Source organism: Arthrobacter sp. TJ-238 (genome assembly GCF_058269215.1).
This window is the reverse complement of sequence record NZ_JBZCNH010000001.1, coordinates 187,104-211,189: the sequence shown is the minus strand read 5'-3', so window position 1 is coordinate 211,189 and position 24,086 is coordinate 187,104. Positions and strand designations below refer to the sequence as shown.

At 70.7% G+C, this 24,086-nt stretch carries 21 protein-coding genes, 1 tRNA gene and 1 other RNA gene; 8 read left to right on the top strand and 15 right to left on the bottom strand.

Features of this window, described 5'->3' with window-relative positions:
- Positions 1–73 precede the first annotated feature (73 nt).
- Positions 74–3,259: a S8 family peptidase gene (locus tag AC4D2O_RS00970; RefSeq protein WP_490904649.1), complete on the top strand. Its 3,186-nt coding sequence runs from the start codon at positions 74–76 to the stop codon at positions 3,257–3,259.
- Positions 3,260–3,472: 213 nt separating this feature from the next.
- Here the strand turns inward: AC4D2O_RS00970 and AC4D2O_RS00965 are convergent, their stop codons facing one another.
- Positions 3,473–4,759: an aspartate kinase gene (locus AC4D2O_RS00965; protein WP_490904648.1), complete on the bottom strand. Its 1,287-nt coding sequence runs from the start codon at positions 4,757–4,759 to the stop codon at positions 3,473–3,475.
- A gap of 228 nt (positions 4,760–4,987) precedes the next feature.
- Here AC4D2O_RS00965 and AC4D2O_RS00960 point away from each other — a divergent pair, with 228 nt between their 5' ends.
- Together AC4D2O_RS00960 and AC4D2O_RS00955 are read left to right on the top strand one after the other, a co-directional pair.
- Positions 4,988–5,920, top strand: a complete 933-nt coding sequence (locus tag AC4D2O_RS00960) for an ABC transporter ATP-binding protein (protein ID WP_490904647.1) — start codon at positions 4,988–4,990, stop codon at positions 5,918–5,920.
- Entirely contained in the window at positions 5,917–7,047 is a 1,131-nt protein-coding gene (locus AC4D2O_RS00955) for an ABC transporter permease (RefSeq protein ID WP_490904646.1), read from the top strand. The genes AC4D2O_RS00960 and AC4D2O_RS00955 overlap by 4 nt, the downstream gene beginning before the upstream one ends.
- A gap of 118 nt (positions 7,048–7,165) precedes the next feature.
- On the opposite strand, the gene recR is transcribed toward AC4D2O_RS00955, so the two are convergent.
- The 4 genes from recR to ffs form a co-directional block, all read right to left on the bottom strand.
- Positions 7,166–7,762 carry a recombination mediator RecR gene (recR, locus tag AC4D2O_RS00950; RefSeq protein ID WP_334208587.1) on the bottom strand — a complete coding sequence of 199 codons (597 nt, stop codon included), beginning with the start codon at positions 7,760–7,762 and terminating at the stop codon, positions 7,166–7,168.
- A gap of 174 nt (positions 7,763–7,936) precedes the next feature.
- Positions 7,937–11,527, bottom strand: coding sequence for a DNA polymerase III subunit gamma and tau (locus AC4D2O_RS00945; protein ID WP_490904644.1), 3,591 nt, complete (start codon positions 11,525–11,527; stop codon positions 7,937–7,939).
- Positions 11,524–12,489, bottom strand: coding sequence for a tRNA glutamyl-Q(34) synthetase GluQRS (gene gluQRS / locus AC4D2O_RS00940; protein ID WP_490904642.1), 966 nt, complete (start codon positions 12,487–12,489; stop codon positions 11,524–11,526). Before gluQRS ends, AC4D2O_RS00945 begins: the two co-directional genes overlap by 4 nt.
- Before the next feature lie 27 nt (positions 12,490–12,516).
- Positions 12,517–12,612, bottom strand: an RNA gene (ffs, locus tag AC4D2O_RS00935) — signal recognition particle sRNA small type.
- A gap of 125 nt (positions 12,613–12,737) precedes the next feature.
- Between ffs and AC4D2O_RS00930 the strand changes: the two genes are divergently transcribed.
- Positions 12,738–12,822 (top strand) — tRNA-Ser (locus AC4D2O_RS00930).
- A gap of 49 nt (positions 12,823–12,871) precedes the next feature.
- On the opposite strand, the gene AC4D2O_RS00925 is transcribed toward AC4D2O_RS00930, so the two are convergent.
- On the bottom strand, positions 12,872–13,789 hold the full coding sequence (locus AC4D2O_RS00925) for an oxygenase MpaB family protein (protein WP_490904640.1): 918 nt from the start codon (positions 13,787–13,789) through the stop codon (positions 12,872–12,874).
- A gap of 168 nt (positions 13,790–13,957) precedes the next feature.
- Here AC4D2O_RS00925 and AC4D2O_RS00920 point away from each other — a divergent pair, with 168 nt between their 5' ends.
- Positions 13,958–14,461: a glutathione peroxidase gene (locus AC4D2O_RS00920; RefSeq protein WP_490904639.1), complete on the top strand. Its 504-nt coding sequence runs from the start codon at positions 13,958–13,960 to the stop codon at positions 14,459–14,461.
- Positions 14,462–14,473: 12 nt separating this feature from the next.
- Here the strand turns inward: AC4D2O_RS00920 and AC4D2O_RS00915 are convergent, their stop codons facing one another.
- Positions 14,474–15,394 (bottom strand): Cof-type HAD-IIB family hydrolase, encoded by a 921-nt coding sequence (locus tag AC4D2O_RS00915; protein ID WP_490904637.1) that lies wholly within the window; start codon positions 15,392–15,394, stop codon positions 14,474–14,476.
- Between the two features lie 108 nt (positions 15,395–15,502).
- Between AC4D2O_RS00915 and AC4D2O_RS00910 the strand changes: the two genes are divergently transcribed.
- The 3 genes from AC4D2O_RS00910 to AC4D2O_RS00900 all read left to right on the top strand — a co-directional run bounded on the left by AC4D2O_RS00910 (position 15,503) and on the right by AC4D2O_RS00900 (position 17,532).
- On the top strand, positions 15,503–16,426 hold the full coding sequence (locus AC4D2O_RS00910) for a ribokinase (RefSeq protein WP_490904636.1): 924 nt from the start codon (positions 15,503–15,505) through the stop codon (positions 16,424–16,426).
- Positions 16,427–16,532: 106 nt separating this feature from the next.
- A complete protein-coding gene (locus tag AC4D2O_RS00905) occupies positions 16,533–16,832 on the top strand; it encodes a type II toxin-antitoxin system VapB family antitoxin (RefSeq protein WP_490904635.1) in 300 nt (99 codons plus the stop codon).
- Positions 16,825–17,532, top strand: coding sequence for a LytR C-terminal domain-containing protein (locus AC4D2O_RS00900; protein WP_490904633.1), 708 nt, complete (start codon positions 16,825–16,827; stop codon positions 17,530–17,532). Before AC4D2O_RS00905 ends, AC4D2O_RS00900 begins: the two co-directional genes overlap by 8 nt.
- Before the next feature lie 36 nt (positions 17,533–17,568).
- On the opposite strand, the gene AC4D2O_RS00895 is transcribed toward AC4D2O_RS00900, so the two are convergent.
- From AC4D2O_RS00895 to AC4D2O_RS00860, 8 genes are all read right to left on the bottom strand, one after another.
- A complete protein-coding gene (locus AC4D2O_RS00895) occupies positions 17,569–18,180 on the bottom strand; it encodes a DUF6328 family protein (protein WP_490904631.1) in 612 nt (203 codons plus the stop codon).
- An 18-nt stretch (positions 18,181–18,198) separates the two neighbouring features.
- Positions 18,199–19,020 carry a bifunctional hydroxymethylpyrimidine kinase/phosphomethylpyrimidine kinase gene (gene thiD / locus AC4D2O_RS00890; protein ID WP_490904630.1) on the bottom strand — a complete coding sequence of 274 codons (822 nt, stop codon included), beginning with the start codon at positions 19,018–19,020 and terminating at the stop codon, positions 18,199–18,201.
- A gap of 4 nt (positions 19,021–19,024) precedes the next feature.
- Complete coding sequence (locus AC4D2O_RS00885) at positions 19,025–20,008, bottom strand: TIGR01777 family oxidoreductase (protein WP_490904628.1); 984 nt, start codon at positions 20,006–20,008, stop codon at positions 19,025–19,027.
- Positions 19,992–20,444 (bottom strand): hypothetical protein, encoded by a 453-nt coding sequence (locus tag AC4D2O_RS00880; RefSeq protein WP_490904626.1) that lies wholly within the window; start codon positions 20,442–20,444, stop codon positions 19,992–19,994. Before AC4D2O_RS00880 ends, AC4D2O_RS00885 begins: the two co-directional genes overlap by 17 nt.
- Positions 20,441–21,106, bottom strand: coding sequence for a TetR/AcrR family transcriptional regulator (locus tag AC4D2O_RS00875; protein WP_490904625.1), 666 nt, complete (start codon positions 21,104–21,106; stop codon positions 20,441–20,443). Before AC4D2O_RS00875 ends, AC4D2O_RS00880 begins: the two co-directional genes overlap by 4 nt.
- A gap of 92 nt (positions 21,107–21,198) precedes the next feature.
- Positions 21,199–22,461 (bottom strand): tRNA guanosine(34) transglycosylase Tgt, encoded by a 1,263-nt coding sequence (tgt, locus tag AC4D2O_RS00870; protein ID WP_490904623.1) that lies wholly within the window; start codon positions 22,459–22,461, stop codon positions 21,199–21,201.
- Positions 22,462–22,557: 96 nt separating this feature from the next.
- Positions 22,558–23,418 carry a DUF6707 family protein gene (locus AC4D2O_RS00865; protein ID WP_490904621.1) on the bottom strand — a complete coding sequence of 287 codons (861 nt, stop codon included), beginning with the start codon at positions 23,416–23,418 and terminating at the stop codon, positions 22,558–22,560.
- 100 nt (positions 23,419–23,518) lie between these two features.
- Entirely contained in the window at positions 23,519–24,058 is a 540-nt protein-coding gene (locus tag AC4D2O_RS00860) for an NUDIX hydrolase family protein (RefSeq protein ID WP_490904620.1), read from the bottom strand.
- Between the last annotated feature and the right edge of the window lie 28 nt (positions 24,059–24,086).

Sequence of the window (24,086 nt, the reverse complement as noted above, 5' to 3'; positions counted from 1 at the left end):
CTATCCAGGAGTCCACGGCGTAGGGGGAACGGTCACGGCCGGCCCGCACTTTCACGAGAGGCACTACCTTCCAATGACACAACGGAGAAAAGCCGGGCCGGGGCGCAGCACCCTGCGCACTGCCACGGCTATCGTTCTTGGTCTGCCGCTGCTGGTGACATCGACGGCCGTGGCGCCGGCTGCTTTCGCAGCCCCCGCTCCGGCCACCTCGGTCACGCCCCAGAAGGCGCCGGCCAAGGAGCTCGACCCCGCGCAGTACCCGGATGGCAAGTACATCGTCGTGCTCGCCGACAAGCCGGTCGCCACCTACGAGGGCGGCGTCGAAGGCATCGCGCCGACCAAGCCGCAGCAGGGCACGAAGCTCGACGCCGCCGCTGAGAACGTGCAGCAGTACTCCGAGTTCCTCGAGACCAAGCAGCAGGAGGTGGCCGCCGAGAAGAACATCGAGATCAACCACACCTACACGGCCGCGCTCAACGGCTTCGCCGCGGACCTCAGCACCGACCAGGCCGTGGAACTCGCCAAGAGCGACAAGGTCCTGCTCGTGGCACCGGACGTCGAGAATGCCCCGGACTACTCGAGCATCGACTTCCTCGGACTCAACGGCAACAAGGGCATCTGGAAGAGCCAGTTCGGCGGCGAGAAGAACGCCGGTGCGGGCACCGTCGTCGGCGTCATCGACACCGGCTACGCGCCCGACAACCCCTTCTTCGCCGGCAGCCCGGTCAAGCCGCTCAAGGGCAACTCCAAGCCCAAGGTGGGCGAGCCCTACCTCAACGCAGCCGGCGAGATCGCCATGCTGAAGTCGGACGGCAGCACCTTCGTCGGTGACTGCCAGGTCGGCGAGGACTTCGACGGCAGCCTCTGCAACTCCAAGGTCATCTCGGCGCGCTACTTCGCCGACACGTTCCTCGCGAGCGTCCCCGAAGAGGACCGCGCACCCCAGGAAGTCATCTCCCCCGTGGACATCGACAACCACGGCACGCACACCGCCAGCACGGCGGCCGGCAACGCGGGCGTCACGCAGACCGTCGACGGCCGGAACTTCGGTGTCTCCTCGGGTGTGGCCCCGGCCGCCAAGATCTCCGTCTACAAGACCTGCTGGGAGGACAACGACGCCAGCACCGGTGGCTGCTACTCCTCCGCATCGATCGCGGCCATCAACCAGGCCATCCTCGACGGCGTGGACGTCCTCAACTACTCCATCTCGGGCAGCACGACGACGACGACCGACCCCGTGTCCCTCGCCTTCCTCTCGGCCACGTCCGCGGGCATCTTCGTCGCCGCATCCGCCGGCAACTCCGGCCCCACCCCGAGCACCGTCAACCACGGCGCTCCCTGGATGACCACGGTCGCCGCGAGCACGTTCAACTACGAACTGCAGGGCACGGCCGAGTTCTCCGACGGCTCCAAGTACCGCGGTGCCTCGATCATGCGCACCGGCGTCCCGGCCAGCCCGGTCGTCGTCGCCGCGAACGTCGCAGCCCCGGGTGCCGTCAACCCGAACCTCTGCGGTCCCAACACCCTGGATCCCGCGAAGATCGCCGGCAAGATCGTGGTCTGCGACCGGGGCGTCGTCGACCGCACCGCCAAGAGCGCCGAGGTCAAGCGCGGCGGCGGCGTGGGCATGATCCTCGTGAACCTGGTCGACTCCTCGACGGACACCGACCAGCACGTCATCCCCACGGTGCACGTCAACGCTCCCGAGGCCCTCGAGCTCAAGGCGAAGGTCGCGGCCAACCCGTCGATCACGGTCGCCCTGAAGCCCACGGACACCACGGGCAAGCCGCTGCCTCCCACCCCGCAGGTCGCCGGGTTCTCCTCGCGCGGCCCGCTGCTCGCCACCGATTCCGATCTCCTGAAGCCCGATGTCACGGCTCCCGGCGTGGCCGTCCTCGCGGGCGTCTCCACGGTGGGCTCCAACGGCGCACAGTTCGGCTTCCTGTCCGGAACCTCCATGGCGTCGCCCCACGTCGCCGGTCTCGGCGCACTCGTGCTGAGCAAGAACCCCACCTGGTCGCCGGCGACCGTGAAGTCCGCCATGATGACCACGGCCACCCCGCTGAAGACCGCCACCGGCGGCGTCGAGACCGACGTCCTCGCCGTGGGCGCCGGCCACATCAACCCGGCCTCCGTCCTCAGTCCGGGGCTGGTGTACGACCAGAACGCCGATGACTACCTGCGCTTCATCGCGGGCACCGGTGTGGAGCTCGGCATCCCGGGCCTCCCGCCCGTCGCCGCCAAGGACACCAACGTCCCGTCGTTCGCGCTCGGGAACCTCACCGGTCGCACCGAGGTGACCCGCACGGTCACCGCTGTCACGCCCGGCCTCTACCGCGCCACCGCCAACGTCCCCGGAGTGAAGGTCACGGTCACGCCGTCGATCCTCAACTTCAGTGCCGCCGGCGAGACGCGCACGTTCAAGGTCTCCTTCGAGAACCAGAGAGCGCCGTTCGGCAAGTTCGCCGCCGGTTCGCTCACCTGGGCCGGCCAGGGCAAGACCGTCACCTCACCGGTGGCCGTCCGCCCCCAGGCCGTCAACGCTCCCGCCGAGGCGGCCTTCACCTCCGCCGGCCCCGACGGCAGCGGAACGTTCGAGGTCACCTCGGGGACGAACACCCCGATCAGGATGACGCTGCAGGGCCTCGCCAAGGCGGACTCCTCGGCCATCAACCTGGTTCCCGGTGGCCTGGTCAACGGGAACGACGCCTCCAACGCCGTCAAGGACGTCACCGTCCCCGCAGGCGCCCCGGTCGCGAAGTTCTCCGTCCTCTCCAGCGACCCGACTGCCGACTTCGACATGTTCCTCGTCACGCCGGCCGGCACCGTCACCCAGGTGGCGACGTCGGACGCGAGCGAGACCATCACGCTCGAGAACCCGGCACCGGGCAACTACCGGATCATCGCCAACCTGTACGCCAGCACCGGCAACGCGCCGACCGCCGGTAGCATCGACGCGGCGATCCTGACGGGCGCGGAGAAGAACGCGACCCTGACGCCCAACCCGCTCGCCCTGGCGAACGGCACCAAGGGTTCCGTCACCCTCAACTGGACCGGCCTCGCCGCCGGCTCCTACGTGGGCCGCGTGACCTACGACGGTTCCTCGGCCGTGACCTACGTGACGGTCGTCGTCGACGGGAAGGGCACCGCTGCGGTCCAGCCCGCCGCTCAGCCTGCGGCCGAGCTCCCCACCGTCAGCCCGGCGGACAAGCTCGTCACCGGTCCTCGCGAGGCGACCACTCCGACCGGCGGCAAGTAGCACCGGCAGCAGTGACCGCCCGTAAGGGCCCATGACGAAGGCCGGTGGATCATCGATCCACCGGCCTTCGTCATGTCGGCGCCGTCGTCGTTCCTGCCTTCACCGGCGAGTGTCCGGGTACCCCCGCGCGTCGGCCTCCGACACGCACACCGGTGTCGAGAACCAGGAACGGCGAAGGTCGGGCCGGCGCCGGCGCCGGCGGAGCGGGTGGTGTCAGCGCCCGGAGCCGGCGTAGACGGTGGCCGTGGTGTCGCCGTCGAGCTCGAAGGCGGCATGGACGGCGCGGACGGCGTCGTCGAGCAGATCGGCGCCCGTGACCACGGAGATGCGGATCTCCGACGTGGAGATCATGTCGATGTTCACGCCGGCATCGGACAGGGCGCGGAAGAACCGGTACGAGACACCGGGGTTGGAGCGCATGCCCGCGCCGATCAGGGAGAGCTTCCCGATCTTCTCGTTGTACTCCACCGTCTCGAAGCCCACGCGGTCCTGCGCTGCACCGAGCGCGGCGAGGGCCTCGGCGCCGTCGACGATCGGCAGGGTGAACGAGATGTCCGTGCGGCCCGAGCCGTGGGTCGAGACGTTCTGGACGATCATGTCGATGTTGGTGTTGGCACCCGCGACGATCCCGAAGATCTCCGCCGCCTTACCGGGGATGTCCGGCACGCCGACGACGGTGACCTTCGCTTCCGAGCGGTCGTGGGCTACACCGGAGATGATGGGCTGTTCCAATGGTTCTCCTTCTTGAATCTTGATCTGGTCGTCAGGGCTGGGCAGCACCCAGGTGCCCTCGTTGTGGCTGAAGGAGGAGCGGACGTGGAGGGGCACCCCGAAGCGCCGCGCGTACTCGACGCAGCGCAGGTGCAGGATCTTCGCGCCCGAGGCGGCCATCTCCAGCATCTCCTCGCTGGAGATGGTGTCGATCTTCTGCGCGGACGCGACGACGCGCGGATCCGCGGTGTAGACACCGTCGACGTCGGTGTAGATCTCGCAGACGTCGGCGTCGAGGGCTGCAGCGAGCGCGACGGCGGTGGTGTCGGACCCGCCGCGGCCCAGGGTGGTGATGTCGTTGCTCTCACGGCTCATGCCCTGGAACCCGGCGACGATCGCGATGTCGCCCTTCTCGATGGCGGTCAGGATGCGGTGGGGCGAGACGGCGATGATGCGCGCCTTGCCGTGGATCGCATCCGTGATCATGCCGGCCTGGCTGCCGGTGAAGGACTGGGCGGAGGCGCCGGCCCCGTGGATGGCCATGGCGAGCAGTGCCATGGAGATACGCTCGCCCGCGCTCAGCAGCATGTCCATCTCGCGGGCGTCCGACGTCGGGCTGACCTGGGCGGCGAGGTCGAGCAGCTCGTCGGTGCTGTCACCCATGGCGGAGACGACGACCACCACTCGGTGGCCCGCGGCCTGCGTGTCCACGACGCGCCGCGCGACCCGCTTGATGCCCTCGGCGTCGGCTACGGAGGATCCGCCGAATTTCTGGACTATGAGGCTCATGCACTCGCTCACTGGGGACGACGGCGGACCTCGCCGTGCTGACTTGGAATCCAGGGCCGGCAGCACCGGCGCCTCGGGGACGTCGGACGGGAATCCGACACCCGTGCCAGTGTAGCGGCGGGCCGTTTGCGCGCTCAAAGTCCGGGTCGGATTAAGAACAGCCCCGCAGGGCGGCCTTTTCGTGCCGCCCTGCGGCCCGGATGCGGCGGTGTCGCCTACGCTCGTACCATGACAGACGAATTTGGGGGAATCGTTGTCGAGGGGGTTGCACGGAGCTTCGGCTCGGTGCAGGCGATCCGCGACATCGATTTCGTGGCTCCGCCCGGGGAAGTGACCGCTCTGATCGGTCCCAACGGCTCCGGCAAGACGACTCTGATGCTGATCATGGCGAGCCTGCTGGCGCCCGATCTCGGTACCGTGCGCGTGGCGGGTTTCGATCCCGTCACGCAGCCGGGGGAGGTGCGGAGCCGGATCGGGTGGATGCCGGACACGCTCGGTGTGTGGGAGTCCCTCACCGCCGTCGAAGTGCTGAGGACCGTCGGTGCCCTCTACGGCATGAGCGGCGCCGACAGCGCCCGGCGCGCCGAAGAGCTGCTGGTCACCGTGAACCTCACCGAATTCGGCCGGCGGCCGGCGCGCGTGCTCTCCAGGGGACAGCAACAGCGGCTCAGCCTCGCCCGGGCCCTCATCCACGACCCGCAGGTACTGCTCCTCGACGAGCCCGCGTCCGGGCTCGACCCAGGATCGCGGGTGGAACTGCGATCCCTCCTGCGCGCGCTGGCCGCGGCGGGCAAGACCGTCGTCGTGTCCAGCCACGTCCTGTCGGAGCTCGACGAGATCGCCGACCGTGCCGTCTTCGTCAGCCGTGGGCAGTCCGTCAAGAGCCAGACGCTCGACGAGGCCGGCAGCCAGACCCGCCGCTACTACGTCCAGGCACAGCCCATGGCGGCGCTCGCGGAGGCACTGCAGAGCTACGGGGTGCGCTTCGAGAGGCGCGGGGACTCCCGGCGTGAGGAGTTCCTCGTCCAGCTCGGCAGCACGGCGGAAGCCTCCTGGCTGCTGCGCACCCTGGTGATGGCCGATGTCGTCGTCACCGCCTTCGCGCCCGCAGGAGGCGCCCTCGAAGAGACCTACATGAGCCTGGATACGGACCGACTATGAGCACTGTGACCGAACCCTCCTCACCGCAGCCCGTCCGGTCCTCCGCGAGGCTGCCCTTCCGGTCCGCCGTCATGACCGTATTCTCCCTCGAGATGCGCCAGCGCCTGCGGGGCAGGGGCTGGTACTGGATGCTCGCCATCTGGTTCGTCGTGATTGCCTTCATCTTCGTGCTCGGGACGGCGTTCCTCGGGGCGACCGGCAACGAGGGCGGAATCCTGTTCGACCTGGTGGTCGGCTTCGTGCTGCTGTTCGGCCTCCTCGTCGCTCCGGGGCTGTCCGCGAACGCCGTCAACGGCGACAGGGCGGGCGGCACCCTCGCGATCCTCCAGGTGACCCTGCTGACCCCCGGGCAGCTGCTCATCGGCAAATGGCTCGCTTCCTGGGTGGGATCACTCGCGTTCCTCGTCCTCAGCAGCCCCTTCATCTTCTGGGCCCTGGCGCTGGGAGGGGTCAACGCCGCGGAGGCGCTGGTCTCGCTCGTCATGCTCGCGATGGAACTCGGCGTCGTCTGCGCCATCGGCGTGGGCGTCTCGGCGCTGGCCAACCGGCCCCTGTTCTCGATCGTCAGCACGTACATGCTCGTGGCGCTGCTGGCGGTCGGCACCGTGATCGTCTTCGGGCTGAGCACCACGCTCGTGATGGAGGAACGCACCGTGCGGTCCTCGTACTACACCTATCCGGAGAGCAGCCTCGACAGCATGGGCATCCCGGAAGAGGGCGCCGAGGCGGTGTGCCAGACCCAGACCTACACCTCCGACCTCCCCGACACGCAGTACATCACGTGGCTGCTCGCGGCGAACCCGTTCGTGGTGGTCGCCGACGCCGTGCCGTACAACCTTCCCGAAGCGGACGCCGACCCGGCGCCGGGCGGGATGGCGGGCGGCTACTACGCGCCGGGCGTCATGGAGACGGTCAGCCAGGGGGTGCGCTCGGCCCAGGCGGGGCCGGACCTCGAGGTCACCTGCGAGGAGTCGATGGGCGGGCGCCAGCCGCTGCCGCAGGGCGTGCCGATCTGGCCGCTGGGCCTCGGACTCCAGCTCCTGCTGGCCGGAGGGCTCCTGCTCGTCGGTCGCCGGAGACTGACCATGCCGGCCAGGCGCCTGGCGCAGGGGACACGCATCGCCTGACGGTCCCCGTGTCCTGACGCTCGCTGTCCGACGGGGCGTCCCGATCCGCACGGACCAGGGTCGCCCCGCGTCGGGCCTTCGTCGGGGCTGACGTCGGGTCTCGGGGCCGGGTCTCGTGTCAGGACATGGCGCGGCGGCCCTCGAAGGCCCGTCCGAGGGTGACCTCGTCGGCGTATTCGAGGTCGCCGCCGACCGGCAGGCCGGAGGCGAGGCGGGTCACCGGGATGCCGATGGTCTTCAGCATGCGCACCAGGTAGGTGGCCGTCGCCTCACCCTCGAGGTTGGGGTCGGTGGCGATGATGATCTCCTGGACCTGCTCGTCCGAGAGACGGGACAGTAGTTCGCGGATGCGCAGCTGGTCCGGGCCCACACCGGCGATGGGATTGATCGCGCCTCCGAGGACGTGGTACCGGCCACGGAACGAGCGTGTGCGCTCGACGGCGATCACGTCCTTGGACTCCTCGACCACGCAGATCATGGACGGGTCGCGGCGGGGGTCGCGGCAGATGGCGCACTTGTCCTGTTCCGCGACATTGCCGCAGATGGTGCAGAACTTCACGCGTTCCTTGACCGTGGTGATCGCGGTGACGAGGCGCTTCATGTCCTCGCCGTCCGCCTCCAGGATGTGGAACGCGAGGCGCTGGGCCGACTTCGGTCCTACCCCCGGCAGGCGTCCGAGCTCGTCGATCAGCTCCTGCACTGCACCTTCGTACACGATGGTCCCTTTTCTGCTGTCTGGTTGACCGACTTCGTCGTGGCCGTCGGCATGCTGCTCGCCACCCCGCGACGGGCACGGGAGCGCCCCTCCATTGTCCGCCCTGCACGGCCGCCGGCAGGTCGCACGGCAGACCGATTCCGCCCTCGGCATGCCCTTACGCGCCGGGCGGCGTCACTGACCGTCGATGCTGCGTTCCTCGACGAGCCGACCGTTGAGGATACGTTCGATCGCCGTGCGGCCCACGAGTCCGGACTCCTCGATGGTCTCGTCATCCGCGCTGGGCTCGTCCACCACGAAGCGCCTGTCCACGGCACCGCGGGCGGCCGCAGCCTCTTCGGCACGCTTCCGCTCGGCCTCGTCGAGGAGCTGCTGATAGCGGCTGATCGGCTTCGGCCGGATGGTCCCGGCGGGAGCCGGACGATCAGGGGCAGCGGTTCCAACCGATCCGGAGGGGGCGACGGACCGGGTGGACCCGGTGCCGTTGCCGGCCGTGGCTCCTGCAACTCCTGCAGCTCCGGTGGACCCCGCGGGATCGGTGGATGCGGCGGATCCTGATGACCGGTCCGGTACGGGGCCGCGTGCACCCGAGCCTGCCAGGCCGCGGGGCGGCGCGGGCGCCGGCGCGGTCGCGGTCGCGGCCGGGGAAGCGGGCGGCGACGTGGCTGCGGGAGGACTCCAGACCACCGACCGGGACGGTGCCGGTTCGGCAACCTGTGCCGCAGGGGTGGGTCCTGGCACCCGCTGCGGTGCGGGCGCCGACGCGGGCTCAGCCGGAACGCCGCTGCGAGCCGGCGAGGGAGCAGGGGCAGGACGCGTTGCCGCTGCCTGCGGTTCCCGGGAGCGCCGCTCGTAGGGATCGTCCGGCACCTGCCCCCAGTCGTTCCCGGGGTCGAAGGCTTCCTCGGGAGGCTCGACGAGCGCCCATGAGTCGTCCGACATCGAGGGATCCCACGCGCTGACGGACTCCGACCCCGGACCGTCGGTGGGCGCGGCGGCCCGGCCCGGTCCACGGGTGTCCGCCCGGCGGGAGCCTGTGCTGCCCGGCCTGCCCTGCGGGGCGTTCCCCGGAGTGCCGCCCGGCCGGTCCGGGGTGCGGCCGGGCTCGACGCCTCGGACCACGGGACGGGTTGCCGGGTGGCTGCCGTTGCGGGTGGATGCGGAGGGCGGCTGAGCCTGCTCGCGGGTGGACAGGGCGTCCCCGGAAGGGGTCCCCGCTGCGAGCACTGATGGCGGCACCGACGGAGCCGCCGACCGCTCAGCGGCAGGGGGCCGGGCTTCCGCCCCGGCCACGGTCGCCGTGACGGGCGACGGCGGAGTGGCGGGTCCAACGGCAGGAGAGTTCACCCCACCGGTGCGGGCACCGTCAGCGCCACTGCGAGCGATCGACGGCGCGGGAGTGCCGAGGCCCGGGTTACTGCCCGGGGCCGCCTGACTGGCCGGTACTTTTGGGCCCGACTCACCTGCCCCGCCGGCGTCGTGGACCGCCTCGATGGAACACGTGAGCCCGAGGACCGTGTGGATGGCCTGTTTCACGTTGTCCACGTGGGGGCCGCGCTGGAAGCCGATGGCGTTGCCCTGGTTGGCGAAGGCCAGCACCAACTGGTTGCCCTCGAAGGAGCGCGGCTTCGCGGAGACGTTGACGATCAGCCACGTGGCCCGCTTGATCCGGGCGACCTCGTCCATGATCTCGGGCCATGCACGGCGGATCATCTCGACGCTGCCGCCGGAGGCGCCGGACGCACCGGGCTGGCTCTGCTGGCCGGGCTGGCCGGGCTGGCCCTGGTCCGGGCGGCGGGCCTCCTGCTGAGGCTGCCCCTGCTGCGGGGTGCCCTGGGCAGGCATCTGCGGTCCGCCCTGGACCGGTCCTCGCGCCGGCTCCTGCGGGGTGCCCTGGGCAGGCTCGTGCGGTCCGTCCTGCGGCTGGGTGGGCGCACCCCAGGACGGCGCGTTCCCCTCGTGGGCGGGGGCCCCGTTCGACGGACCACCCACGGCGTCGGGACGCGGGCCGCGTTCGGTCCCGGCCTGCAGATCGGCCGGCGGCTGCCGCTCGCCGCCACCGGATCGAGCGCGTCCGTCGTCCTGCTGCGGTGCGCCGAGAGCCGGCGCGGCAGGCTGCGCCGAGGACGACGCAGCAGGCACCGCAGCATCGGCCGCGGCGGGAGCGTGGCCGCTCGCCGGCCGTTCCGCCGGAGACCCGGGCCCGGGAGCGGCAGGCGACGTGGCCGGCGCTGCCGGGGCCTGACCGGAGGGACTCGAGGATCCGCCCGCTGCGGGCTGCTTCGCCGGTCCGCCCTTCGACGGCTCGGACTCCGCGAACGCGGAATCCGTGGAGACGCCCCAGCTGCCACCCCAGTCGGGGGACGAGTCGGCAGGCAATGCGCCCGGCCGGTCGCCGCGGGACGCTCCGGGGACGGCGGGGGAGTGCGCGCCCGGTCCTGCGGCAGCGACGGCGGGAGCGGCCGGGTCGGCTGCGGGCAGCGACCAGCGGGCCGCGGCCTCCTCCGCCGTCCGGGGGACATCGAGGCGGGGACGGGCCGGTGTCTTCGGCACTTCCTCGGCGGGGGCCTCCGCCGAGGCTTCCGCAGCGGAGGTGCCGGCGGCGTACTCGAGGCGGCGCTCGATGCGGTCCACCCGCGCCAGGGTGCCGCGGACCGTGGCGTCCGCGGCCGGGAGCAGCAGCCGGGCGCAGAGGAGTTCGAGGTGCAGGCGCGGCGAGGTGGCACCGGTCATCTCGGTCAGGGCCGTGTTGGTGACATCGGCTGCGCGGGAGAGCTCGCCCGCACCCAGCTGGTTGGCCTGGGAGCGCATGCGGTTCAGCTGGTCGTCCGGGACGCCGCGGAGGATCGACGCCGCACCCTCGGGGACGGCGTTGATGACGATCAGGTCGCGGAAGCGCTCCAGCAGGTCCTCGACGAAACGGCGCGGGTCGTGCCCCGTCTGGATCACGCGGTCCACGGCGTTGAACACCGTGGCGGCGTCCCCGGCGGCGACGGACTCGACGACGTCGTCGAGCAGCGTGGCATGCGTGTAGCCCAGGAGCGAGACCGCGAGCTCGTAGTCGAGCCCGTTCTCGCCCGCACCGGCCATCAGCTGATCGAGCACGGAGAGGGAGTCGCGCACCGAGCCGCCGCCGGCGCGGATGACGAGCGAGAGCACGCCGGGTGCCACCGGCACGTTCTCCTGCCGGCAGAGCTGCTCGAGGTAGGCCATGAGGGGCTCGGGCGGGACGAGGCGGAACGGGTAGTGATGCGTGCGGGAGCGGATGGTGCCGATCACCTTGTCCGGCTCCGTGGTCGCGAAGATGAACAGGATGTGCTCCGGCGGCTCCTCGACGATCTTCAGGAGTGCGTTGAAGCCCGCCGACGTGACCATGTGGGCCTCGTCGATGATGAAGATCTTGAAGCGGTCACGCACGGGTGCGAAGGTGGCGCGCTCGCGGAGGTCACGGGCGTCGTCCACGCCGCCGTGGCTGGCGGCGTCGATCTCGATGACGTCCAGGCTGCCGGACCCGTTGCGGGCGAGCTCGACGCAGCTGTCGCAGGTGCCGCACGGGGTGGAGGTGGGGCCCTGGGCGCAGTTGAGGCAGCGGGCGAGGATGCGGGCAGAGGTGGTCTTGCCGCACCCGCGGGGCCCGGAGAAGAGGTACGCGTGGTTGATGCGGTCCTTGTCGATGGCCGCCATCAGGGGTTCGGTGACATGCTCCTGGCCGATGACGTCCGCGAAGGTCTCGGGACGGTAGCGGCGGTAGAGGGCTGTACTCACGGAAGAACCTTATCGGTTGGTGCTGACGGTTTGCATGCCGGACCGGCGGGGGTCGGGAACGGGCCGGCGGACAGGACTGCAGGGTCAACGACCCACGGATCACGGGGCAGCCGGGTGGGGTCGAATGATGCGAGAGCCGCTTCGAGCGACCCTTCGGGAAGGCCCAGCGACGCCAGGATGACGTCCAGCACCGCGTGCGGTGACCAGCCCAGCCGTGCGAGGTCCTCCAGTGTCACAGCGCCGTCCCGTTTTGCCAAGCGGCGGCCTTCGGGCGAGACGGCCAGGGGTACATGGGCGTACGTGGGGACCGGCAGGCCGAGCAGCGAGGCGAGGTAGGCCTGCCGCGGAGCGGACTCGAGCAGGTCGTCGCCCCGCACCACCTGGTCGATCCCCTGGGCGGCGTCATCGACCACGACCGCGAGGTTGTAGGCGATCACGCCGTCGTTCCGCTGCAGCACGAAGTCGTCCACCGGGGCGGTGACGTGCCCGGCCAGCAGGTCCTCGATGTCCCAGGTCCCGACGCCGGCTGCGAGGCGCAGCGCCGGTCGCCGCTGCGCCCGCCGTCGTTCCCGTTCGTCCTCGGCGAGCCCGCGACAGGTGCCCGGGTAGAAGCCGGGCCGGCCGTGCGGGGCGCTCGCGGCCTCGGCGACGTCCCGGCGCGTGCAGAAGCATTCGTACACCAGGCCCTCCGCCTGCAACCGGCCCAGAGCCTGCTCGTAGCGGCCGGCGTGCCTGCTCTGGCGGACGACGGGCCCGTCGGAGAGGATGCCCAGCGCGGCCAGCTCGGCCAGATGCTCCGCCTCGGCACCGGCCCGCACGCGGTCGAGGTCCTCGACGCGGAGGAGGAAGGTCCTGCCCGTGGACCGGGCGAAGAGCCAGGCGACGACGGCGGTGCGGAGATTGCCGATGTGCAGCTGCCCGGAGGGGCTGGGGGCAAACCGGCCGGCGCCTCTGCCTGCCACGTCCGACCTCCCGCCGTGCTCGCTTAAAGTGAAGACCCCCCATGCACCTGCCAGAGCCCGCTTACCCTTGCTACCTTCCGGTCCTGGGGGAGTTCACAGGATGACACCACATGAGGGGCCGGGAAATAGTCTACACAGGAGCATGCGCGGCTTTCGAATCGGCGGGGGAGGGGGCGCTGGGAGGCCCGCGCCGGGCACGATTCGGCAGGATCCGCTTGTATGGGTATTCTGGTATCTGCTCCAAAGGAGGAGGATTCGCCTAGCGGCCTATGGCGCACGCCTGGAACGCGTGTTGGGTTAACGCCCTCGGGGGTTCAAATCCCCCATCCTCCGCTCGATGCACACAGCTGAACCCTGGCCTTTCGGCCGGGGTTCAGCTGCTTTAAGCGACCGACGGGTCCGCGGTCCCCGCCACTCGTCGGATGCGTTTCTTCGCCGCCGCCTCCGCGGGGCCTTCGGGGCCGAGCCCCAGCCGGATCACGCCGAGGACGAGCCGGACCGCCGTGCGGATGGGCAGGGGGATCGGCCCGAGGGACGGCACTTCGAGCCCCAGCAGCTCGCGGTGCCTGGGCTCGAGGGTGGCTACCGCCCCCGCGAACAGGACCTGGTACCCGAGGCGCTGGGAGCGGGGGAGCGGGGGACGGCGGACGTAGGTGAGCGCCTCCTGCACCTGGTCGCTGTTCGTCAGTTCGCCGTCGAACGCGGTCAGCTGCGCCCGGAGCTCGGCCACGGACCGCGGGGGGGCCTCCAGACCCATCAGGTGCCCCGCGTGCGCCCACTCCTCCACGTACCGGTCCGCGCCGCCCGGGATCGGGCCGCCGTATGCGGCGTGGGCGGCCACGAAGGCGTCCGCGAACGCGAGGTGCACCCAGCGCACGAGGTCGGGATCGGCTGCGGAATAGGGGCGTTCGGCTCCGCGGCTGTCGGTGTACGTACCCTTGACGCGCGTGTGGAGGTGCTGCACGAACGCCGACCCCTCCTGGGCTGCGACCTTCGAGCCGTACGTGACGGTGAAGATCCAGCGGATGGTGTTCGCCAGCCGACCGAGCGGCTCCTCGCGGAAACTGGAGTGCGCGTGGACACCCGCCATCGCGCCGGGGTGAAGCGCCTGCAGCAGCAGGGCCCTGATGCCTGCAACAGTGGGTGTCATCGAGCTGTGCACCGTCCAGACTGCGGACCCGACGGGGAAGTAGCCCGCGTCATCGCCCTTCTCGAACTCGAACTGCCACTGCGGGATGGTGGGGTCGCCGTCCGTGAAAGTGGTTCTGAGCTGCAGCTTCCACGTGTCGATGATTCCCATGCCACGCCCTATCCTGTTGATGACCTGCGGTGGAGCGGAGGCCTGCGCGGCCACCCCTCCTTCCAACGTTTCGCCGCGTCCGTTTGCTCCTGCCGCGTCCGATCCCGCCGCCATCCGTGCGGCGGGGCGGAACGAAGCAGGGAGACCATCACCTATCAGGGAGCAGCAATGTCCTCGTCCGACCTGTACGAGATCGACCTCACCATGAACGACGGCACGCTTAGGTCCTTCGGCGAGTTCCGCGGGCGGCCCGTCCTGGTGGTGAACGTGGCGTCCAGGTGCGGGTTCACCCCGCAGTACGCGGGCCTCGAGAAGCTCTACGGGACGTATGCCGAGGAGGGCCTGGTGGTGCTCGGCATGCCAAGCAACCAGTTCATGGGCCAGGAGCCGGGGAACGACGGCCAGATCGCCGAGTTCTGCTCCACGACGTTCGGTGTGACGTTCCCGCTGCTGTCCAAGGGCGACGTCCGAGGGAAGGACCAGCACCCGCTGTACGGGGAGCTGACGAAGTTCAGGAACGGCGTCCTGCCCGGTCTCGTGAAGTGGAACTTCGAGAAGTTCCTCGTCGACCGCGAGGGGGACGTCGTCGCGCGTTTCGCCCCCACCGTGGAGCCGGATGCCCCCGAGGTCGTCGCGGCGATCGAGGACGTCCTGGCGCGTCCCGCCGCCTGAGCCGTCGCGGCGTCAGCCGAGCGAGGCGACGCAGCGTGCGAGGAACGCGGCTCCCGCCTCCTCGTGGATGAGCGAGCCCTCCGTGATCACCTCGTAGGGCTTCGCCGGGATGCCGTCGGCGGGCCGCACATCGACGTGCGCGACGTCGAACCCCTGGTCGTGCAGGTAGTCCGCCATGGCGTAGTCGGTGCGGGAATCACCGACCGTCCGCCACGTCCGCGGGATCTCCAGGAGCGGGGCGATGAGCGTGAGGGCGCGCTCGGCGCCGAGGTCCTTGCCGACCCGCACCGATTCCATGTCGGTGGAGATGATCGTGGGGTCCACGCGGTAGTCGATGTCGCCGTTGCTGTCCGGTTCCTCGCGGTCCAGCCGGCAGGCACCCATGTCGTGGCTGTGCATGATGTCGAGGGCGTCGCTGTCGAAGGAGAGCTGCGCCTCGAGGTAGTCGGCGTTCGCCGCGTCGAGGGACTGCTCCACGGACACCATGGCGAGCTTGGTCTCGTCGAAGAACATCAGGTCCGCGTACTTGTCCTCCACCAGGTCCCTCACGTCGTCGGCGAAGCTGGCCGGGAGCGCGAGCGCGCGGTCCACGAAGACCTGTCCCGCGCCGTCGGCCGTGAACGAGAACCAGGTGGAGCCCTTCTCGCAGACGGCGTGGAAGGTGATCCCGGCCGGGATGCCCTGGGCGAGCATCGGAGCCATGACCTGCTCCCTGATGAAGGCGTCGGAGCGCCCGGTGTTGAAGACCACCGGCCACCCCGCGGAGGCGAGCGTGAGCAGGTCCGCGATGATCCTCGTCGGCACGGTCCGCGTGACGGGGCTCGCGACAGGGCCGTCGACGTCGAGCAGCAGGCCCTGCGCGGGCCGTGCACCACCCGGCCCGGGGGCGGGGGGAGCGTCGGGGAGCAGGTCGATGGGGGCGTCCGTAGGCATGCTCCCATTATGTTCCCGAGGTGCTCGCTCCCCGTATTCGTCCCCGGCCGGCCGCCGTCCGGCAGCTGCCCGCCGGATACCGGGCGGCCGCATGGAAGACTGCTGGGCATGAGCAGGCCGGGCATCGTCGTCGTCGGATCGATCAACGCGGACCTCGTGGTCACGCTCGAACGGCACCCGCGACCGGGCGAGACCGTGCTGGGCCGCTCCATGACGGTGCTGCCCGGCGGCAAGGGCGCCAACCAGGCGGTCGCCGCGGCACGCCTGGGCGCCGACGTCCTCATCGTCGGCGCCGTCGGGTCCGACGCCTACGCGGACACCGCGCTCTCGGCCCTGGCCGCGGCGGGTGTGGACCTCAGCTCCCTCGAGCGGACGGACGGCGGCACAGGCGTGGCCGTCGTCGAGGTGTCCGACGACGGCGAGAACACCATCGTGGTGCTGCCCGGCGCCAACGGGGAGATGACGCCCCGGATCGTCGCGGCGTCGGCCGCCGTCATCGGGGCGGCGGCCGTCGTCGTCGTCCAGGGCGAAGTGCCCGCGGCTGCGACCGAGGCGGCCGTGCGCGCCGCGTCCGGGCGCGTGATCGTGAACCTCGCACCGGTCGTCGCGGTCGACCCGGAGGTGTTCCTGCGCGCGGATCCGCTGGTCGTCAACGAGCACGAGGGCGCCCTGGTCCTCGCCCAGTTGGGCGCCGGGCACGCACCAGGCCACGCGGCCGTCGTCGAGGCGCTCCTCGGGTGCGGTTTCGCGTCGGTGGTGATGACGCTCGGTGCAGCCGGCGCACTGGTGTCCGACGGCGGTCCCGTCCGGGCAGTGCCCGCGCCCCGGGTCACCCCCGTCGACACCACGGGTGCAGGTGACGCCTTCGTCGGAGCGCTCGCCGCGCGGCTCGGGGCCGGAGACCCGCTCGAGGACGCCGTCCGGTTCGCCGTGCGGGTGGGCTCCTACGCCGTCCAGCACGCGGGAGCGCAGCCCTCCTACCCGTCGCTGGACGACGTGCTCCCCGGCGACGGCCAGGGTGTCGACGTCTGACGCCCCGACGTCCTGCGCACGCCGCGGCATAACCTTTGGGCCACGAGATCGCCGCCCGGGTCCCCTCGCATTCCCTTTGGCTGAAGCAACAACCTAGGCTGTAGCAGTGATCTTCAAAGCAGTACGCGACGGACGGCCCTACCCGGACCACGGACACGTGACCCCCAGGGACTGGGCGGAAGTACCTCCCCGGCAGGTGCGACTCGACGAACTGGTGACCACCAAGACCACCCTCGACCTCGAGGCGCTCCTCGCCGAGGACTCGACGTTCTTCGGCGACCTCTTCCCGCACGTCGTGGTCTGGAACGACGTCATGTACCTCGAGGACGGCCTGCACCGTGCGGTCCGGACCGCACTGCACCAGCGGAGCATCCTGCACGCGAGAGTCCTCGTGCTCGATGACTGAGCAGGAATCGTCGCGGCGTCAGCGGGAGCAGGACTCGCCCCGCCGGCAGCGCGCACAGGCGAAGCGCGACCCGACCGAGTGGCATGGCCACCGCATCGTCACCGAGACCGACCTCGGGGCGGCCTTCGAGGTCGACGACGCCGCCCGCCGGCGGCGCTCGTCGATGCGCCGGATCCGGCACGGGGTGGTCCTGGTGCTGCTGGTCGGACTGGTGGCGGCAGGTGTCGTCGTCGCCCTCGGCCTGGCGCGCGGCGACATCACCCTCGGGTCCTCCGACGTCGTCCCCGAGCCCATCTCCACCTGCCCGGCCGGTCCGTTCGACTACCAGGACCCGAGCGCGATCACCGTCAACGTCTACAACAGCACCACCATCGACGGGCTCGCCGGTACCGCGGCCGATCAGCTCCGGGGGCGTGCCTTCGCGGTGCGCGAGATCGGCAACCGCGAGGGCGTCTCCGTGGCCGGGGCCGCGGTCGTCGTCTCGGGCGAGGGCGGGCGGGCCAACGCGTTCACGCTGCAGCGCACCCTCCCGGACTCCGTCTACGTGCCCGACGAGCGCGAGGACAGGACGGTCGACGTCATCCTGGGCCCCTCCTACTCCGGGCTCGTGCCGCCGGAGCTCGTGGACATCACGCCGGCGGGACTCAGCTGCGCGCCGGAGGAAGGCGCGACCCCCACCCCGGCGCCCGCCGCGCCCTAGGCTGCGCCGGGGTTGCCGGGGTTCCTCGACCGCCGGTCAGGGAGCGGCGCGGGTCCGCACGACACGACGCCGGAGGGCGAACGGATAGACGACCCACAGCAGGAGCACCACGAGCAGGATCGATCCGGCGACGACGAGGCCCGCGGTCCGGCCGACCACGAGGTCGAAGATCAGCCACGCGGTGCCCGCGAGGACGAGCCCCACGAGCGCGATCGTCACGCGGATGATGACCGCGGTGTGCTGCACGAGGGTCGCCTTCACGCGCAGACCGAAGAGGACGCGATGCAGGTTGACGGATGACAGCACCAGGGCCGTGATCAGCGCCGACAGGCAGACCAGGCACAGGTAGACCAGCACCTGCGTGTCGTCGAGTTCGTCGAACCGGCTCTGGAAGGGCAGGGTCAGCAGGAATCCGGTGAGGATCTGGATGCCGGTCTGCATGACCCGCAGTTCCTGGAGCATCTCCTGCCAGTTCCGGTCGAGCCGCTGGTTGCTGCTCTCCCCGCGCCCGTCGTCGTCCGTCGTGGGGTCCGTCGCGGGGCCCGCGGCGGGGTCACCGACGACGTCGTCCTCAGCAGCGGCACTGCCCTTACCGTGCACACCGTCGCGGTCCACGCCTGGCTCGTGCTGGTCCGCCGCGGTGCTCACGATGCGCCTCCCTGCCCGCTAGGAGCGGGCGCTTCCCTGCCATACGGCGTCGAACGGGGCGTTGGACGCCACGCGGTTGCGGATCCCCTCGGTCACGAACGCCTTGGCGGTCCGGGCGGCGTCGAGGGGTGCCGCGCCCTTGGCGAGCTCGGCGGCGATGGCCGCGGCGAGCGTGCAGCCGGCACCGCTGACGGCGACCTCTCCGACCTTCGGTGCGGACAGCACCTCCAGGGTCTCGCCGTCGAAGTACACGTCCAGGGCGTCAGGTCCCTCGAGCCGCACGCCGCCCTTGGCGAGGACGACGGCGCCGCTCTGGCGGTGGATGATCCGGGCGGCTTCCTCGAGATCCTCGATCGTCTCGATGGTGATACCCGAGAGGGACTCCGCCTCGAAGTGGTTGGGGGTCACGAAGGTGGCCAGCGGCAGGATGTTCGCCTTCAGCGCCTGATCGGTGTCCAGCGCTGCCCCGGGCTCCTGCCCCTTGCAGATGAGCACCGGGTCGAGGACCACGTTGTCCCATTCCTGGCTCTGCAGGGCGGTGGCCACGGTGTCGATGGTCGCGGGGGTGCCGAGCATCCCGAGCTTGACCGTACGGAGCGGGTAACACGACTGGATGGCCTCGAGCTGGTCGGCGATCACCTGCTGGTCGACGGGTACGAAGCGGTGCTGCCACTCGTTCTTCGGGTCGAAGGAGACGATGCAGGTCAGGGCGACGACGCCGTAGACGCCGAGCTCCTGGAAGGTCTTGAGGTCTGCCTGTGCGCCGGCACCACCCGTCGCCTCGGATCCGGCGATGGTCAGGGTGACAGCGGGGGACACGGGAGTCTGGGTCTCGGACATCCTCCTAGTCTGCCCGAACCGGCTCCGGGGCGGCCACCCAATCGCGGGCGAGGACGTCGTCGAGCGCAGGACCCAGGGTGGGGTAGGTGAAGTGGAATCCGGCGTCGAGCAGTCTCCGCGGGCTCACCCAGCGGCTCTTGAGCACGAGCTCGGCCTCGGTGCGGATGATCATGCCCCCGAGACCCAGGAGCCAGGCGGGGGTCGGCAGCCCGGCAGGGACGTGCAGGCGCTGCCGCACGGCCGCCATGAGTTCCGCGTTCGTCACCACCTCCGGGGCCGCGACGTTCACGGGACCGGAGAGCGACGGCGTCACGGCGATGAAGACAACCGCGCGGAAGAGATCCTCGAGGTGCACCCAGCTGAATTTCTGCGACCCCGTCCCCATGGGGCCGCCGAGTCCGGTGCGGGCGAGGACCGTCAGGGGCGTCATCACGCTGCCGGGGCCGAGCACGATCGAGATGCGCAGTGCGACCTTCCGGACGCCCGGCACGTCGGCGTCGGCCTGCGCCCTCTCCCAGGCCCGAGCCACCGAGACCGAGAAGCCGGTGCCGAGTTCGCCGTCGTCCTCCGTCTGCGGCCGGTCCATCGCATGACGGTAGATGGTGCCGGTGCTGGCGTTGATCCAGACCGGTGGAGGTGTGCCGCCACCCGCCCGGCACCGGGCGAGCGCACGCCCGAGTTCCTCCGTGGTGTCCACGCGGGAGGAGAAGATCACGTCCGCGTTCCGCTTGTTGTAGCGGCAGTTCACGCTGCGCCCGGCGAGGTTGACGAGGAGGTCGGCGCCGTCGAGCGCCGTCGCGATGCCCTGCGTGTCGCCCCACACGGTGGGCCCGGCGCGGCCGATGGTGCGGACCTCCACGCCGGCATCGGTGAAGCGGCGCACGAGGTGGCTGCCGATGAAGCCCGAGGCCCCGGCGATGACGACGGTGGTGATGTCCGTGCTGATGTCCGTGCTGATGTCCGGGCTGATGTCAGGGGTGGTGCTCATGGCGGACCAGCTTCCAGATACTGGCGCGGGCCAGGGCGGCCGCGCCTCCGATGATGAGGGCGGTGGGCAGGCTGTCCCCGAGGAGGGTGGACGGCGAGAGCAGCGTCGTGACGAGGAAGGCCACCAGGGCGAACCCGGCGAAGAAGACCCCCACATGGACCCACTGGTTGCGTACCGGGCGGAGGAGCAGCCCCAGCACGATCGCGACGGGCAGGCCGGTGATCAGGCCGACGCCGAGGCCGTACCAGAGTGCCAGCAGGAAGACGCGCGGAGCGTCGGCCCCCCAAGAGGAGGCGAACGCGAGCGCCAGGGCGGTGAGGCCCACGAGGAACCCGACGGCGACGCCGCCCGGCCCGAAGGTGACGCGCGGATGCGCGGGGGGCCGTCCGTCGTCCGCTGTCCCCCCGTCCCCGGGGGGCGCGTCGCCCGCGCTCACTCGCGTGTCCCCCGGATCAGCTGCACGATGTCCTCGACGATCTTCCGGACCACGGGGAGCCGGGAGAGGATCACCAGTTTCGAGATCAGCGGCGCGGCCTGATGGATGAGCCGGCGCGTGCGGGCCTGTTCGGGGGAGGAGTCGTAGACCCAGAAGAGGGTCACGGCCATGTAGGCGTACCAGAGGAGCTCGGGCAGGTCGTCGCGGATGGCGAGCGGCGGTTGCGGCCGCGACAGGGCCACGGCCTGCCGGAACAGGGCGATGGCGCGGGCGCGGGCGACGGCGGATTCACTGCCGAAGGGGCTCGTCGTCGCCGAGGGCTTGATGGCGATGCCGATGAAGTTCGAGCCGAAGTCGTGGTACGGCGCCATGACGTCGACCCCCGTATTGAGCACGAGACGCAGCAGTTCCCCGAGGTTCTGGCCCTCGCGCAGCAGCGGCAGCACACGGGCCCGGTGTTCCTCCTGCAGGCTGCGGTAGAGCTCGTGCACGAGGTCGTCCTTGGAGGCGAAGTAGTAGTACGCACTCCCGGTCGAGACGTTCGCGGCCGTGGCGATGGCGCGCATGGTGGTCTTCTCGTACCCGGCCTCGCGGAAGAGCCTGAGCGCGGTGGACACCAGCAGTTCCCTCGTGGCTTCGCTCTTGGCGGTCGGCGTGGGCATCGGGCTCCTGTCTGAACGTGTTCAATTCGGAGTGTAGCCCTTATTTGAACGCGTTCAAATACAGCCTCCTGCACCGGTCGGGCCGGCCGCCGCTAGGCGTAGTACCTCCCCAGCACCTCCGCCTTCAGGTCGTAGAACGTGCCGTCCTCGATGGCGGCCCTCGCATCGTCGACCATCCGCACCACGAAGCGCTCGTTGTGGATGGAGATCAGCGTCGCGGACACCATCTCCTTGGCCTTGAAGAGGTGGTGGATATAGGCGCGGGTGTAGTGGGTGCACGTGTAGCAGTCGCAGCCCTCGACCAGGGGCGTGAAATCACGGCGGAACCGGGCGTTCGAGAGATTCCAGCGGCCGTCCGGCGTGTAGAACGCGGAGTTCCTCGCCACGCGGGTGGGGGAGACGCAGTCGAACGTGTCCGCACCGTTCTCGATGCCGGTGAAGAGGTCGTCCGGCTCGGAGATGCCGAGCAGGTGCCGCGGCTTGTTCTCCGGCAGCTCGTCGCTGCACCAGCCGAGGATCGTCCCGAGGTTCTCCTTCTCGAGGGCCCCGCCGATGCCGAAGCCGTCGAAGTCCATGCCCCCGAGGTCGGCGGATGCCTTCCGGCGCAGATCCTCGTACTGCGCGCCCTGAATGACGCCGAAGAGTGCCTGGTAGGGGCGGTGGCTGCGTTCGGCCGTGAGCCGCTCGTGCTCGGCGATGCAGCGCAGGGCCCACAGCCGCGTCCGCTCGAGCGATTCCTCCTGATAGCCGCGCGAATTCATGAGCGTTGTGAGCTCGTCGAAGGCGAACATCACGTCCGCGCCGAGCTGGTGCTGCACCTGCATCGAGATCTCGGGCGTGAACCGGTGGCGGTCGCCGTTCAGGTGACTCTTGAACCAGACGCCGTCGTCGTCGATATGGGCCAGGCGCTCCTTGCCGACGGCCACCCGGTCGTCCGCTCCGGCGTGGTCGGCGTCCACGGGGACGTCCATGGTGATGACCTTCTTGAACCCCGAGCCGAGGCTCATGACCTGGAAGCCGCCGGAGTCGGTGAAGGTCGGACCCGGCCAATTCATGAAGGCGCCCAGCCCTCCGGCCTCGTCGAGGATGTCCGCGCCGGGCTGCAGGTACAGGTGGTACGCGTTGGCCAGCAGCGCCTGGGCGCCGAGCTCGGCCATGGCGCCGGGGAGCACGGACTTCACCGTCGCCTTCGTGCCGACGGGGATGAAGGCCGGCGTCCGGATCTCGCCGTGCGGCGTGGTGATGGTCCCGGTGCGCCCGTGCCGCCGGGCGCCGCTGCCGGCCCCCGGCGTCGTCTCCTCGAGTCGGCTGGAGACGGTGAAGGAGAACGAGGACTGCTGGGACTGTGGATGCACCACCCTATTTTGCCAGCCCCGCGGCGGCGGGCCGACCGGCAGCCGCGAACGGACCGTACGGCCGCCCGCAAGGGGCGTACCGCACGTGACGCCCGGCTATGCGAGCTGGTCGTTGAGCGCCCCGACGGCGGCGAGCTCGGCGGCGATCCTCCGCTCGAGGACGTCGCGGCTGAGCGTCTCGGACCCGCCGTGGGCCCGCAGGTAGAGCAGCACACCGATGCGCAGCACCCGCCAGTCGCGCTCGACATCGGTCTTCCCCGCCGCCGAGGCGCGCAGGATCTCCGGGTCGTACACGTTCGGCTCGTTGAGCTGACGCTGCCGGTACATCGCGGAGGTCTTGGCGCGCAGCGGGTCCGTCTCGGCGTCATCGGCTGCCCGGATCGCGGCGGAGTACCTGGCCGAGCGGGCGTCGTCGTGCCGTGTGAGGTAGGCGGCGATCGCGAGGCCTCCCTCGATCCACTTCCACCGCCCGAAGTTGCCGTCGAAGGGCAGCTCCGCGAGGAGGTCGGCGACGGTCAGCGCCGACGCGGTGTCGCCCTCGTCGATCAGCAGGGCGAGCGCGAGCTGGTGCAGGTCCTGGAGGTTGCTGCCGGACTTGAGGTTGATGCCGCGCGCCAGGCGCCCCGCCACCTTCTGGATCGCGTCGCTGTCGGGGTGCGCCAGCGCGATCTGCGCCACGAGCGCCTCGGGGGAGCCGTGGTCGGCGGCGACGGCGGATACACCGATCTCCGCGTCGGCGGGTTCGAGGTAGACCATCGAGCCCGTGGCGATCGAGATGCGGCGGCCTCCGTCGATCGTCGCGACGACGAGCGCGGGTACCCCGAAATCGTCGTTCTCGACCGCGACGGTCGAGACCTCCGCCAGCTCGCCTCCGTCGGGGAGTGCCAGGACGTCACCTGCCCTGAGCGCCTCCGCCGGGACCGCGCGCAGTCCTGTCCTGCCTGTCTTGTCCATCATGTGCGTCGTGCCAACCTCTGCCAGTAGCCCCCTGGATCTTCTGCGGCGCGCCCGCGCGCCCGTTTCACGATACGGTAACGCGGGCGCCGGCGGGTGCCCGTCAGCGGCCCCAGCCGGCGTGCGCGAGCGCCTGGCGCAGCAGATCGCCGCGCCCGCCCGAGAGCTCGGACTGGATAGCGGAGCCCAGCGCCTCGGCGGGCGTCAGCCAGGACAGCTCGAGCGCGTCCTGCCGCGGGGCGCACTCGCCGGTCACGGGGATGATGTACGCGAGGGCGACGGCGTGCTGACGGTCGTCGGTCAGGCCGGTCTCGGAGGGGGACGGGAAGTACTCCGCGATCGTGAAGGGCAGGGGCGACGGCGCCAGCTGCGGCAGGGCGAGCGGCCCCAGATCCTTCTCGAGGTGGCGCAGCAGCGCGGCCCGGATGGTCTCCCGGTACATGACGCGGCCGGAGACGAAGGTCCGCAGCATCTCGCCCTGCTCGTTCGCCTGCAGCAGCAGACCCACCTCGTTGACGTAGCCCAGCGCGTCGCAGCGCACCGGGATCGCCTCGACGTAGACCATGGGCAGACGGCGGCGGGCCTCGTACAGGTCTTCTTCGGAGAGCCAGCCCGGGTTGGGGTCAGGGGTGCGTACGTTCATACCCCCAGTTAAGCAGACGCCGCCCGGG